The organism is Streptomyces thermovulgaris (genome assembly GCF_002155915.1).
Classification (GTDB): Bacteria; Actinomycetota; Actinomycetes; order Streptomycetales; family Streptomycetaceae; genus Streptomyces; species Streptomyces thermovulgaris.
Genome location: NZ_MUME01000220.1, coordinates 1 through 13,036 on the forward strand (window position 1 = coordinate 1; position 13,036 = coordinate 13,036).

The 13,036-nt window shown below is 69.8% G+C and carries 10 protein-coding genes and 1 pseudogene; 6 read left to right on the top strand and 5 right to left on the bottom strand.

Annotated elements, in window-relative coordinates; translation table 11 throughout:
• Positions 1-57 precede the first annotated feature (57 nt).
• Complete coding sequence (locus CCN35_RS17750; RefSeq protein ID WP_086793472.1) at positions 58-819, top strand: enoyl-CoA hydratase/isomerase family protein; 762 nt, start codon at positions 58-60, stop codon at positions 817-819.
• 120 nt (positions 820-939) lie between these two features.
• Here the strand turns inward: CCN35_RS17750 and CCN35_RS17755 are convergent, their stop codons facing one another.
• Entirely contained in the window at positions 940-1,575 is a 636-nt protein-coding gene (locus CCN35_RS17755) for a DJ-1/PfpI family protein (RefSeq protein WP_067396875.1), read from the bottom strand.
• 35 nt (positions 1,576-1,610) lie between these two features.
• Positions 1,611-2,570 carry a GlxA family transcriptional regulator gene (locus CCN35_RS17760; RefSeq protein ID WP_067396877.1) on the bottom strand — a complete coding sequence of 320 codons (960 nt, stop codon included), beginning with the start codon at positions 2,568-2,570 and terminating at the stop codon, positions 1,611-1,613.
• A 303-nt stretch (positions 2,571-2,873) separates the two neighbouring features.
• Between CCN35_RS17760 and CCN35_RS17765 the strand changes: the two genes are divergently transcribed.
• Positions 2,874-5,219 (top strand): Tex family protein, encoded by a 2,346-nt coding sequence (locus tag CCN35_RS17765; RefSeq protein ID WP_086793474.1) that lies wholly within the window; start codon positions 2,874-2,876, stop codon positions 5,217-5,219.
• Between the two features lie 346 nt (positions 5,220-5,565).
• Here the strand turns inward: CCN35_RS17765 and CCN35_RS17770 are convergent, their stop codons facing one another.
• A complete protein-coding gene (locus CCN35_RS17770; protein WP_086793476.1) occupies positions 5,566-6,438 on the bottom strand; it encodes an MmyB family transcriptional regulator in 873 nt (290 codons plus the stop codon).
• A gap of 728 nt (positions 6,439-7,166) precedes the next feature.
• Positions 7,167-7,589, bottom strand: coding sequence for a hypothetical protein (locus CCN35_RS17775; RefSeq protein ID WP_086793477.1), 423 nt, complete (start codon positions 7,587-7,589; stop codon positions 7,167-7,169).
• 1,136 nt (positions 7,590-8,725) lie between these two features.
• Here CCN35_RS17775 and CCN35_RS17780 point away from each other — a divergent pair.
• Positions 8,726-9,655 (top strand): aminoglycoside phosphotransferase family protein, encoded by a 930-nt coding sequence (locus CCN35_RS17780; RefSeq protein WP_086793483.1) that lies wholly within the window; start codon positions 8,726-8,728, stop codon positions 9,653-9,655.
• Positions 9,656-9,698: 43 nt separating this feature from the next.
• Here CCN35_RS17780 and CCN35_RS17785 read toward each other — a convergent pair whose 3' ends face one another.
• The gene (locus CCN35_RS17785; protein WP_483883423.1) at positions 9,699-11,066 is read right to left on the bottom strand and encodes a helix-turn-helix domain-containing protein; all 1,368 of its coding nucleotides are present in this window, start codon (positions 11,064-11,066) and stop codon (positions 9,699-9,701) included.
• A 259-nt stretch (positions 11,067-11,325) separates the two neighbouring features.
• On the opposite strand from CCN35_RS17785, the gene CCN35_RS17790 reads away from it, so the two are divergent.
• The 3 genes and pseudogenes from CCN35_RS17790 to CCN35_RS17800 all read left to right on the top strand — a co-directional run bounded on the left by CCN35_RS17790 (position 11,326) and on the right by CCN35_RS17800 (position 12,520).
• Positions 11,326-11,886 (top strand): bifunctional DNA primase/polymerase, encoded by a 561-nt coding sequence (locus CCN35_RS17790; RefSeq protein ID WP_245863235.1) that lies wholly within the window; start codon positions 11,326-11,328, stop codon positions 11,884-11,886.
• A pseudogene (locus tag CCN35_RS17795) lies at positions 11,876-12,195 on the top strand (hypothetical protein). Before CCN35_RS17790 ends, CCN35_RS17795 begins: the two are co-directional and overlap by 11 nt.
• Before the next feature lie 4 nt (positions 12,196-12,199).
• Positions 12,200-12,520: a hypothetical protein gene (locus tag CCN35_RS17800; protein WP_086793481.1), complete on the top strand. Its 321-nt coding sequence runs from the start codon at positions 12,200-12,202 to the stop codon at positions 12,518-12,520.
• The last annotated feature ends 516 nt before the right edge of the window (positions 12,521-13,036 follow it).

Below are 13,036 nucleotides of genomic sequence, written 5' to 3' on the forward strand. Positions count from 1 at the left end.
CCTGGTCCCCCTCCCCTCCCCGGTCAAACGCCGAGAGGGGTCGCTACGATCCGGCGCATGGAGCCGCAGCTGCTGCACGACGTCGCCGACGGGGTCGCCACCGTCGTCGTCCACCATCCGGCCAAGCGCAATGCGATGACGGCCGCGATGTGGCGGTCGCTGCCGCCGCTGCTGGAGGATCTGGCGGCGGACCCGGACGTACGGGTCCTGGTGCTGACGGGGGCGGGCGAGACGTTCTGCGCGGGTGCCGACATCTCCACCCTGCGCGAGGCCCCCGAGAAGGCACAGCATCTGTCGGTGCTGGCCGAGGAGGCCCTCGCCGCGTTCCCCAAGCCGACGCTGGCGGCAATCCGCGGCTACTGCGTGGGCGGCGGCGCCCAGCTCGCCGCGGCCTGCGACCTGCGGTTCGCGGAGGAGGGCGCGCTGTTCGGCGTGACCCCGGCCAAGCTGGGGCTCGTCTACCCCGCCTCCTCCACCCGCCGTCTGGTGTCCCTGGTGGGCCCGGCCACCGCCAAGTACCTCCTCTTCTCCGGCGAACTGATCGACACCGGGCGTGCGCTGCGCACGGGGCTGGTCGACGAGGTCCTGCCCGAGGGCCGGCTCGCCGAGCGGGTCGCGGAGTTCACCCGTGTCCTCGTCTCCCGCTCCCAGCTGACCCAGGCCGCGGCCAAGGAGTTCGCCGACGGCCGCACGGACCGTGAGGACCACTGGAGGGAGCAGGCCCGCGGCAGCGACGACGCCGCGGAGGGGGTCGCCGCCTTCCTGGAGCGCCGTGCGCCGCGGTTCTCCTGGACCGTGCGGCAGGCGGCCGTCCGGTAGACCGGGCAGCCGCAGCGGATCGGGCGCGCCGGGCGGCCGTGCGAGGGGCCGGGGCGTCCACCGGGCCCTGCCCGGGACCTCGCCTTCCCGGGGCTCGCTCCCCTCACTGCGCGGAGGGCCTCACCTCACGGCGGGACGGTTCTCGGCACGGGCCTTCGCCACGAGGTGGGCGGGCGCCTTGTCCGGGGACCCGGCGTCGTAGGGCGGCTGCGGGTCGTACTCGATCATCAGCTGGACGGTCTGGGCGTATGCGTCGCCCGCGATCCTGCCGAGCAGGGTCAGGCCCATGTCGATGCCGGAGGAGACACCGGCGGCCGTGACGTACTTGCCGTCGACGACCACCCGTTCCCCCGTGGGCTCGGCGCCGAAGCGCCCGAGCCAGTCCAGCTCCAGCCAGTGCGAGGTCGCGCGGCGGCCGTTCAGGAGTCCGGCGGCGGCCAGCAGCAGGGAGCCGGTGCACACGGAGGTCGTCCAGGTGCTGGTGGCGTCGGCGGTGCGCAGCCAGTCCAGCAGGGCCCGGTTCTCCATCTGCTCCGTCTGGCCGGGGCCGCCCGGGACGACCACGACGTCGGGGCTCGGGACCTCGGCGAAGGCCGCGTCGGCCATGAGCGCCAGACGCCCGGTGTCGGTGCGGACCGGGCCGGTGCGCTCGGCGACGAAGACGGTCTCGGCTCCGGGCAGGCGGCCCAGGGTCTCGTACGGGCCCACGGCGTCCAGGGCGGTGAAGCGGTCGAAGAGGACGACGGCGATCTGCACGGGACTTCCCTTCGGTGGGTGCGGGGTCGGCGGGGTCAGGTGACGGGTGCGGGGCGGAACCGGCGCCGGTACTCGGCCGGACCGGTGCCGAACGCCCTGATGAACGCGCGCCGCATGGCCTCGGGCGTGCCGTAGCCGCTGGCGCGGGAGATCTCCTCGATGCCGTCGGCGGTGTCCTCCAGCAGCCGGCGGGCGTGTTCGAGACGGACTCGGTCGACGTAGCGGCCGGGGGTGATGCCGGTCTCGGCCCGGAAGGCGCGGGCGAAGTGGCGCGGCGAGAGCCGGGCTCGTGCGGCCAGCGCCTCGACCGACAGATCGGCGTCCGGATGCTCGGTGATCCACTGCTGCACGTCCCGCAGCGGCGCCCGGCCGGCGGTCTGGGCGGCGAGCTGGGCGCTGAACTGGGCCTGGTTCCCGGGCCGGCGCAGGAAGACCACCAGATGGCGGGCGACGGCGAGGGCGATGTCGCGGCCCAGGTCCTCCTCGACGAGAGCGAGGGCGAGGTCGATGCCGGCGGTCACCCCGGCCGAGGTGGCCACCGGGCCGTCGCGCACGTAGATCGGGTCGGCGTCGACCTCGACGGCGGGGTGGTCGCGGGCGAGCTCGTCGCAGTGCGCCCAGTGGGTCGTGGCCCGCCGGCCGTCCAGCAGTCCCGCCCCGGCCAGCAGAAACGCCCCGGTGCACACCGAGACCAGCCGGGCCGCCCGCGGTCCGTGCCCGCGGATCCACTCGATCAGCCGTGCGTCCGGCCGGCGGGTGCCCTCGCCGCCGGGGACCAGCAGCGTGTGCGGCGCGGGCGCCTCGGCGAGCGGGCCGTCCGGTACGAGGCCCAGTCCGCCGGAGGTGCGGACGGGCCGGCCGTCCAGTGAGGCGGTGCGGATGCGGTACGCCCCCGGAGCGGCCTCCTCCGCACCGGCGAACACCTCCAGAGGGCCGGTCACATCCAGGCTCTGCACGCCGTCGAAGAGGACGACGAGAACGGTTCGCTGCGCCATGCCCCGATTCTTGGCGCCCGGCCCCGTGGCCGCAATGACGGATTTCCCACCTTTTCTGCCATGCGTTCTGTGATGCGCTCCGTCGTGCGTTCCGTCATGTGCCCTGCCATGCGCTCACCGGCCGCCCCGGCGCGGCTCCGGTGCCCCGGCGCCCGGTCCGGCACGGACGGCGGCCCCGGCCGTACGGGCGGCGGCGGACGGGGCGGAAGATTCGGCGCGACGCGGCAGCGCCCTGGGCACCGGTTGTCGGCGGAGCCTGTCAGAATTGCGGCGCACAGTGGAGCAAGAAGGCGGTACGGGAACGTGACGACACCCCTCACAGGGTCCATCGAAGGCAGGATCGCCGAGGAGCTCGGCGTACAGGAGCGGCAGGTCAAGGCCGCCGTGGAGCTGCTGGACGGCGGCTCGACGGTGCCCTTCATCGCCCGTTACCGCAAGGAAGCGACCGGGATGCTCGACGACGCGCAGCTGCGCTTGATCGAGGAGCGTCTGCGCTACCTGCGGGAACTGGAGGAGCGGCGCGCCGCGATCCTGGAGTCGGTGCGCGAGCAGGGCAAGCTCACCGAGGAGCTGGAGGCCCGGATCCGCAGCGCCGAGACCAAGGCGCGGCTGGAGGACATCTACCTGCCGTACAAGCCGAAGCGGCGGACCAAGGCCCAGATCGCGCGGGAGGCCGGGCTGGAGCCGCTGGCCGACGGACTGCTCGCCGATCCGGGCGTCGAACCGCTCGCCGCGGCGGCGGCGTTCGTGGACCCGGAGAAGGGGGTGGCCGATCCCCAGGCCGCGCTCGACGGGGCCCGTGCCATTCTCACCGAGCGGTTCTCCGAGGACGCCGACCTGATCGGCGAGCTGCGCGAGCGCATGTGGGTGCGCGGACGGCTGGTCGCCAAGGTGCGGGAGGGCAAGGAGGAGACGGGCGCCAAGTTCGCCGACTACTTCGACTTCGCCGAGCCGTTCACCGAGCTGCCCTCGCACCGGGTCCTGGCCCTGCTGCGCGGTGAGAAGGAGGAGGTCCTCGAGCTCACCCTGGAGCCGGAGGAGCCGACGGACGGCCCGTCGTCGTACGAGGGGATCATCGCCCGTCACTTCGGCATCGCCGACCGCGGCCGGCCCGCCGACAAGTGGCTGCAGGACACGGTCCGCTGGGCCTGGCGCACCCGCATCCTCGTCCATCTCGGCATCGACCTGCGGCTCCGGCTGCGCACCGCCGCCGAGGACGAGGCCGTGAACGTGTTCGCGGCCAATCTGCGCGATCTGCTGCTGGCCGCCCCGGCCGGCACGCGCGCGACGATCGGCCTGGACCCCGGGTACCGCACGGGGGTGAAGGTCGCCGTGGTCGACGCGACCGGCAAGGTCGTCGCCACGGACGTCATCCACCCGCACGTTCCGGCCAATCGCTGGGACGAGGCGATCGCCACGCTGGCCCGGCTGGCCCGGGAGCACGCGGTCGAGCTGGTCGCGATCGGCAACGGCACGGCCTCCCGCGAGACCGACAGGCTCGTCGGCGACCTCATCGCCAGGCACCCGGAGCTGAAGCTCACCAAGGTGGTGGTCTCGGAGGCGGGCGCGTCGGTGTACTCGGCCTCCTCCTACGCCTCCCGGGAACTGCCCGACCTGGACGTGTCGTTGCGCGGTGCGGTCTCCATCGCCCGCCGGCTGCAGGACCCGCTGGCCGAACTGGTCAAGATCGACCCCAAGTCGATCGGTGTCGGTCAGTACCAGCACGACCTGTCCGAGGTGAAGCTGTCCCGCTCGCTGGACGCGGTGGTCGAGGACTGTGTGAACGGTGTCGGCGTGGACGTCAACACCGCGTCCGTGCCGCTGCTCGCGCGGGTCTCGGGCATCACCTCGTCGCTCGCGGAGAACATCGTGGCGTACCGGGACGCCAACGGGCCGTTCACGTCACGGGCGCAGCTGAGGAACGTCCCGCGGCTCGGCCCGAAGGCGTTCGAGCAGTGCGCGGGCTTCCTGCGCATCCGCGGCGGCGACGATCCGCTGGACGCCTCCAGCGTGCACCCGGAGGCGTATCCCGTCGTCCGCCGGATGGTGAAACGCACCGGCCAGGAGGTGGCCGCCCTCATCGGCAACACGAGCGTGCTGCGTTCGCTGAACCCGGCCGACTTCGTGGACGACACCTTCGGTCTGCCGACCGTCACCGACATCCTCAAGGAGCTGGAGAAGCCGGGGCGCGACCCGCGGCCGGCGTTCAGGACGGCCGCCTTCAAGGAGGGCGTCGAGAAGATCTCCGACCTGTCGCCCGGGATGATCCTGGAGGGCGTCGTGACGAATGTGGCGGCGTTCGGCGCGTTCGTGGACGTCGGCGTCCACCAGGACGGTCTGGTGCATGTCTCGGCGATGTCGCGGACGTTCGTCAAGGATCCGCGGGACGTCGTCAAGCCGGGCGACATCGTCAAGGTGAAGGTGCTGGACGTCGACATTCCGCGCAAGCGGATCTCGCTGACCCTGCGTCTGGACGACGAGGCGGTGCCGCAGGACCGGCAGGGCGGTGGCGGTGAGCGCGGCCGGCGCGGCGGACGTCCGCCGCAGCAGCGTCAGGGCCGCGGCGGCTCGCGCCAGGCCCCGGCGCCCGTGAACAGCGCGATGGCCGACGCGCTGCGCCGCGCGGGCCTGCTGGGTCCGAAGAGCTAGGTGTGCCGTGCCGGGACGTCGGTGACACGCCGGCTGGGCGCTTGAACGGATGAGGGCCTCCTGGGGTCGGTGTGGATTGCGACATCCACACCGACCCCAGGAGGCCCCTGTGTCCCGCCGTCATGCCCGTTGCCCCCGCCCGGCAGGCTGCGTCCGGCCCGGTGTGCCGTGGACGCCGGCCGCGTGTGTCTGACCGCCCTCGCGGTGACACCGGCCCTGGCCGTCCAACTGCTGCCCGAAAAACGCCCGGAGCATGGGGCGTAACCGGCTCGGGGCATGGGGCGTAACCGCGTCCCCTCGCACGAACCGGCGGACAGGCCGGCGCCAGTCAGCGGGGCGCTCCCCGTCAGGGAGCCGTCCAGTGCCCGACGAGCTCACCGGGCGCCGACTCGTCCTTGTTCACGGCCTGGTAGTAGGAGTGCAGAACCGTCGCCGTGCGTGTGTCGGCGGGATAGAACGTCTCGATGGTCAGTTCGGCCAAGGTGATGTCGACGGGTGCCGCGAACATGGTCAGGGCGCTGAAGAAACTGAGCTCGCTTCCCAGCGCCTCGATGCGCAGGGGAATCGCGATCTGCCGGCCGTCCGCGTGCTCCGGATCGGTGCTCCGTTCCGGGTCGGCCATGCCCTGGGGATACCGGTAGGCGCTGACCTCGTCGTAAAGGGACAGCAGGCACTCGTCGTCGGTGAACGCGGCCTCCCGGCGCAGCCTGCCGAGCAGATGCATGCGCCATTCGGCGAAGTTGAGGATTCTGGGGGCCAGCCCCTCCGGGTGCAGGGCCAGCCGCATGACGTTGACCGGCGGCCTCAGCAACTCCGCGGGGACGCCGTCCAGCAGCGCCATGGCGGACCTGTTGGCCCGTCGCAGGTTCGAGGCCGAGTCGAGGACCACAGCGGGGTACGGGTCGTGCCCCGCCAGCAGGCGGTTGATGGCCTCGTCGGCCTGGGCCATCTGCGCCTCGCTGATGGGCGTCTCCTCGTAGGCGGGCGCGTAACCCGCGGCCATCAGCAAGGAGTTGCGCTGACGCATGGGCACGTCGAGCTGCTCGGCAAGCCGGAGCACGAGATCCCGGCTGGGCACCGCGCGCCCTGTCTCGACAAAGCTGAGATGGCGGCTGGATATGCCTGTCTGCAGGGCGAGCGCAAGTTGGCTCAAATTGCGTCTCTTGCGCCACTCTCGGAGCATCGGCCCGATGCCCTGGGGTCTCATCTGCCTGCGCATTTGCTCATACTGGGCCGTCCGGTGATCCGCAGCCGGAAACCGAACGGGAAGACACCCGCGACATGGCTGAAACACTGCGCTCCGCGTACCCGGATCTCACCATTCCAGGACGACTGGAAATGCCTTCGGGGTTTTGACGGGCCCAGTCCATTCGAAGAGGAGACGGTGCGATACAGCGCCCGTCGACCGGGTCGGTTCCGTGTCAGGAAGGCCGTGTCAGGAAGACATCAGCCCGCGCTGCCGGAATCGAACTCGAGCACATCGCACACCCCTGGCCGCGCCGCCCGTGTCCGCGGTCTCTCTCCGCCTTCCAAGGACGCTGAATCTCGGAAGGAAGACCCGAACCGTGGAACCTCCTGCCGGGATCCCGGGCAAGCGGATTGCAAAGCATCGCATGCATCCCGGCCAAGTTTTCCGGACTGCTCCTCGTGCATTGCCGACCGTGAGGTGGCATCTGCAATGCACATCCATACGGTCAAGACATCCGCCATATTGGGCGACGTCTTCAGAGCCCTGACATTTGAATGCAAACTGGAACGCGGCTCGGCGGACTCCGCCGACGCCGAGGACTTCGTCGTGGGACGCTGCGCCCTGGCCGAGTGGCAGGCGGCCGTCCGGCTCACCCGGGCGCACGCGGAAGAGGAACCGGACCACCGCTCGGCACGACGGTGGTCCGGTTTCTCGCGGGGGATGACGTGCTGTGCCCCTGACCGCCGGGGCACAGCACGTCAGATACGGCGCAGACCCACGTACTGGACGGCCCCCATGGCGCCCACGACCAGGCCCTGCAGCACGATCCACGCCGTGCCGACGGCCGTGCTGCCCAGTGCGCCGGTGGCGGCCGTCAGAATGCCGGCCACGGCCCACAGGGCGTTCAGGGTGATCACGACGCCGACGGCGCCACGGCTGATGGGCTCCCGCCTGAGGACGGACAGGAGCCACAGCGCGTACACCGTGAGGAACGCGCCGACGGGGTACTGCACCGAACGCTCCACCCCCAGGACCGAGTCCAGGACGGTGGCCAGTGCGAGATAGCCGAGGCCGTTGACGCCGGTGAGGACCACGTCGACCGCCAGGGCCAGGCGCAGTAATCCGTCACGGCGGGCGCTGTTCCTCACCGGTGCGGTGTCCGCGGTCCGGAGTGACGTCATGATGCCTTCCTTTCGTTGTGCGCACGCCGTTGTCCAGGGCGTGCGCTGAGCGGATGCGAAGAGGCGGGAGGGGCCCGCCAGTACGTGCCGGGCAGCGAGGACGGCCCGGGTCGCGCTGTCAGCGGGCAGGGACGGCTCCGGGGCGACTCGGTCGAGTGAGCCACGGTCGAGGCGGGGCGAGGGACTGCCGGACCGTCCGCCGAAGGACGTGACCGCACGGAGGAAGTCCGGGCGGTGCCCGTTCCACCACAGTCCGGCCGACGGGTACTGGGGGCGGCGCCGCACCGGCCGGGACGAGGTCCTCACCGGCCGTCATCGGACAGCCACGCGGATCGGCCCCCGGCCGCCGCGGCCGTCGATCCGAGGTGAGGGCACGCCCCTGCCGCAGCGCCCACAGGATGTGGCCCCTCACCAGTCCGGGATCGGTGAGAGAGAGGACCGGCCCTTCCGGGCGGAGAACGATGCGGAGGAAATCGGCGGGCGGCGCCGGCAGCGGAGAACCACCGGGGTACCGCCGCAGCCGGGCAGTGCCGGACGGATCGACGCCCTCGAAATCCCCGTCATTGATGCGTCGGCACCCTTTCAACCGAATGACCCCCGCTCGCGAGAAGCGCTGTTTCACCTCGCGACCGTAACGATGAGCTTGAAGGGCCCTCAATTACCTGCCAGGTAATGGGGAACCGAAGGAGATCGCGATTCGGCAGTGGATTTCGGTCACCATCGGTGCAGCCGTTCGCCCGTAAAGTCCCCCTGTCTCGTCTGCAAGACGAGGCCCGGTTCTTCCGTGGTGACGTTCCGGCGGACGAAGTCCGGGGCGGCCGGCCTGGTCGGCGACTGGTGACGCTTGACCTCCGGCCGGGCGGCCCGAGCTCGGCATCGGCTTCGCGACAGTGTTCACCGACCCCGCCGGTCTCGGCGTTTCCGCTGGTGACAGGGTCTTTGGGCACCTGATGTGCGGTGCCCCGGCAGGATTCGAACCTGCGCACACGGCTCCGGAGACCAGATGAGTGCACAGGGTGTCGAGCACGCTGACCTGCGAGGAAGCGGGGCAGGGGTGCCGCTCCTCTCAAGATCATTACGCCCCTATTACGTGGATGCCCTGTCCAGGGGTGTGGCTGCGCCGTATCGTCGGAGGCATGATCTCGGGCAGCGGCGGGGAACCGGTCGGCGGCGGTACGGAGTTCACGGCGGAGGGCGTGGCAGCCGTCCTGCGCGAGGCGTGTGAGACAGCCGGACTGGATACCGGCGGGGCGGAGCTGCTGCGGCTCGGCTCCAATGCTGTGTACCGGCTGGCGTCCTTACCGGTCATTGTCCGCATCGCTCGTGACCCCAGTGTGCTGCCGGAGATGGAGCGCGCCGTAGGCGTGGCCCGTTGGCTGCAGAAGGTCGACTTTCCGGCCACTCGGGTGCCGGCCGGGATTGCTCAGCCCGTCGTCGTGCGCGGCCTGGTGGTGACCTTCTGGGAGAGCGTTCAGGAGCGCGAGGAGTACGCGACGGTCGGTGAGCTGGCCGACTTGCTCCGTCGGCTGCACTGGCTGGAGGAACCCACGTCACTGGGCCTTCCGTACTTCGATCCCATGGCCAAGCTCTCGGCCTCACTGGACGGTCTGAATGCCGTCTCCGAGGAGGACCGGTCCTTCCTGGAGGAACGGGCGGCCAAGCTCGCCAAGGAGTACGACCAACTGGACTTCGTGCTTCCCTTCGGGATGATTCACGGAGATGCCAGTATCGGAAACATCCTCCGCCACCGGGATGGTCATGCCGTCCTCATCGACCTCGACGGATTCGCTCTCGCTCCGCGTGAGTGGGACCTGATCCAGACAGCGCTTTTCTATGACCGGTACGGCTGGCACACCCAAGCGGAGTACGCCGAGTTCGTCCACCGGTACGGGTTCGACCTCATGAACTGGCCCGGATACGAGACACTGGCCGACCTGCGAGAGCTGATGATAGTGGCGTGGCTCGGCCACCAGGTCGGCGTGAGCGAGCGCTCCGCCGCCGAGTTCGCCCGGCGGATCCGCTCCCTGCGGACAGGCGAGGGACGTGAGGAGTGGAGTCCCTTCTAATCCGGAGGGGCGGTCGTCCTCTGCTGAGGTCAGTAGTTCTTGGTCAGCCCCACTGCTCCGCAGCGATCCACAACCTGTGTTCGCGGGCCTGCTCTGCAAACTCACGCGCTGCGCTGCTTTTGCCGACCGTGCTGAGGTTTCGGCGGAACTCCGCGAGGTAGCTGATGCATCGCGTCGACTTGAGCTGTTCTCCGAGATCCAGCGCGTCGAGTGCTACGCGGCATGCTTCCTCGACGTCCCCGGCCCGTAAGTGGGCGTCGGCCAGGACCATGGTTGCGAAGAAGTCGCTTCGCACGTGGCTGCCGCTCATGGCGTTCTCGGCGTGGGCGACGGCCCGACGGGCGCTGTTGACGTCACGGAAACAGTGGGCGGCCTCGGCGGCAAGTTCGACTTCGTCGAAATAGCTGATCCACTCCGGCTCGTCCTCGTTGTTCCGGCTTTCGAGAGCCTTGGTCGCCGCGCTCAGAGCAGCCTCGCAGGCAACGACGTCGCCGGTACGCGCAAGGGCACGGGCCTCCATCGCGTGGAACTGTGCACGCAATGTCGGCGTGGCTACCGGAGAGATGCCCATGAGAGCGGCACGGGCGAGAGTAACTGCCTGGGTGTACCGCCCCAGAAAAGTCGCCTGATGGCTCATCGCTGACAGGATGCTGCCCGCGAGTCGGCGGTCGTTGGCGTCCTGGGCGAGCCGGAGGGCCTGGAGGAAGTACCGCTGGGCGAGTCCGTGGTGACAGGCGTCGTAGGACATCCAGCCGGCAAGGAGGGTCGCTTCTGCCACGGCAGAAAACAAGGCTCGCCCCACTTGCTCGGTGTACCGGCCCCGCAGGAGCGGAGCCACATCGTTGTTGAGGTACTGGATCACCGAGTGACGCGCATGATCCCCGCCGAACTGATCGTCAAGCTGAGCGAACACGTCCGTCGTGGTCTTCACGGCTGCCACGTCGCCGAGACCGACCCGGACGCCCTCGGTACGCGGCCGCGGGATGCCCGGCTCGGGCGCAACCAACCACCGAAGGGATGCCTCGTTCCACGCGGGCTCGGACGGCTCCGCCGTGAGCAACGGGTCGTACCGGTTCAGATCAGCACGCCACAGCTGGCCAACCGTCCGGATGGCATCATCCGGGCTGGCGGGATAGGCAGCATCGAGCAGAGCGACGTCCTTAGACTCCCCGCGCCTCAATCCAAGCTCGACCGCGCTGGTGCCGAAAGCGTCACACAGAAGCGGGCCGTAGAAATCGTCCGGGGTGCTATGACCGTTCTCCCAGCTGGCAATACGTCGCTTCACGCTGACATCCGACGGGAGCTGATGGCCGCGCTGGGCGGCGACCCGGCGAAGCTCCCTCACCAGTCGTGGCTGACTCCAACCCCGGCTCATGCGAGCCTCACGTAAGCGGACACTGGTCGGCTTCAAGACGGCTCTTCACTCCCTGCACGATGCCGGTGCGACAGCTCGGGGATGCTGTCACTGAATGTACGTGCTGGTCAGCGCTCCGTGTAGGAAATAACCGGAGATCGCCTGCAAGAAATGGGGAGGACGGAGGATGACGTGCCATGCGTGGACGCGTCATCCCCCGTCACCCCTCGTCATCTGCCCCGGCCAGGGGCCGGACCGTGAGTCTGGACATACGGCGGCATCGGGGCCGCCGCAGTCCGACTGAAGGTGAGACGACGTGCAGAGGATGACCAGACGGGGCATGGAATGGCTGTCTCAGGCGGCGGATGATCCGGCGCAGTGCCTACAGGTTTGGGCGGACGACCCGCGGATGCCCTGCCTGCTGGCGACGGGCCGCCTCTTCGACGTAGTGAGCGTGGAACAGCGCCTCGGCCTGGAGATGTTCGACCGGATCCTGCGCAGTGGCTTGCCGTTCGGGCCTTCGCTCATCGACCGCAAGGCGCAGCGCGTCGGATTCTTCCTCGGCTCGCAGAGCCGCGAGACCTTCACGCACTACCTTGAGCGCGAAACGTCCTCCCCGCCGCCGTACCGCTACCTTGGCGAGGGCTCTGCCGTCGTAGTGCCTGGCCCCATCCCGCTGTCCGGCGACCGCTACCAGTGGCTTCGCGCGCCGATGCGACGGCCGACGGCCAACCCGCTGAGGCCGGTCGCCCTCGCGACCGCGCTGGTGGCCTCCGCGGAGCTTCTGGCGAGGATCGACCGCTTCGACGAGCAGTACCCGACGCCGTACGCGGCGGTCGTTGCGCTCCCCGAGGAGACGACTATCAATGCGGGATGAGCTGACCAGTGGGCGCGATGCTGCCACGTGGTCGCCTCTCGACAGCGACGGGTGGTACGCAGCCCGAAATGCGACCACCGCACTGCGGGACGCCCTCGTACGCGCGGGCCTGGAGAAAGACTTTCCGTACCTGCGCGCGGACTTGAACGCCTTCGGACATGGCCTCGTCGAACTGGGCCGGGTGGCCCCGACACGGCCGAACGCCTCGCAGAACTTCTCCGCCTGGCGCTGGCAAGTGGCTTCGGCCCGGACCGTGGCGACCTCGGGCACGCACCGACCACCGCCAGTGAACCCAAGGGAAGGACCTGACGGTATGACCGACCGGCGAGGAGTGGTGGCCAAACGCGCAGAGGACTTGTTGCCCGGTGCGCCCTACGTCCGCGGCTGGAACCGCGCACGACGAAGCGCTGGCATTTTGGCCGACCAGCTGGTGCTACTCGGGCTGGACTCCGACTTTCCCGGCCTGGCGGCCGACGTGAACGTCTTTGGTGACGGCTTGGTGCAGCTCGGGACCGTACGTCCCGAAGCAGCTGAACTGCTGGCCAAGCTGATCAAGGCAGGACTGGAAGCAGAGCTACGGGGCACGGTGGTTGGATCGCCCATGACCACCAGGCATGGAGCGCCTGCGGCCTGAATCGCTTCTCGGGCACCGGCTGGGTGCGATTCGAGCACAAGGGGTTCTTCGCTGTCCTGGCCATGCGGGTGAGTTCCCCGGCCTGCCGATCGGCCGGGACCGGCGCCCCAGCGCCGCAGCCCGGACGAAGCGGCAGGCCGGTGGGCAACATCAGCTTGGGAAGCTCCGGTTATCTGTGGGCGGTTGCTGGGCTGACCTGGGGTGGAGCAGCCACGGGGCTTACCAACCAGCGACCTGGTCCCCGCCGTTCCCCGTGGTTCCCCGCACGATCTGGCACGGTTTTGGCACGACCTCTTCGTCCCGAACTCTCGGCTGGGCGGCCATTAAAGAGGCATGGGCTGGTCAATCGGTCGTAGACGACTGCTGAGGGTCAACTGCGGGCGATGAGGTTGCGGTACTTCTCTGCTGTACGGCTTGGGCGGCTCGGTGGGCACGAGCGAGGTTGTTGCGGGTGGTCAGGGTGTGGGGGTGGGTGTCGCCCAGCACCTGCGCGCACTGGGCGAGGGTGGTTTCAAA

Coding starts and splice junctions, on each gene's coding strand:
- CCN35_RS17775 (WP_086793477.1), bottom strand. CDS start 7,589: ATGACGTCACTCCGGACCGCGGACACCGCACCGGTGAGGAACAGCGCC.
- CCN35_RS17800 (WP_086793481.1), top strand. CDS start 12,200: ATGACCGACCGGCGAGGAGTGGTGGCCAAACGCGCAGAGGACTTGTTG.
- CCN35_RS17770 (WP_086793476.1), bottom strand. CDS start 6,438: ATGCGCAGGCAGATGAGACCCCAGGGCATCGGGCCGATGCTCCGAGAG.
- CCN35_RS17750 (WP_086793472.1), top strand. CDS start 58: ATGGAGCCGCAGCTGCTGCACGACGTCGCCGACGGGGTCGCCACCGTC.
- CCN35_RS17760 (WP_067396877.1), bottom strand. CDS start 2,570: ATGGCGCAGCGAACCGTTCTCGTCGTCCTCTTCGACGGCGTGCAGAGC.
- CCN35_RS17780 (WP_086793483.1), top strand. CDS start 8,726: ATGATCTCGGGCAGCGGCGGGGAACCGGTCGGCGGCGGTACGGAGTTC.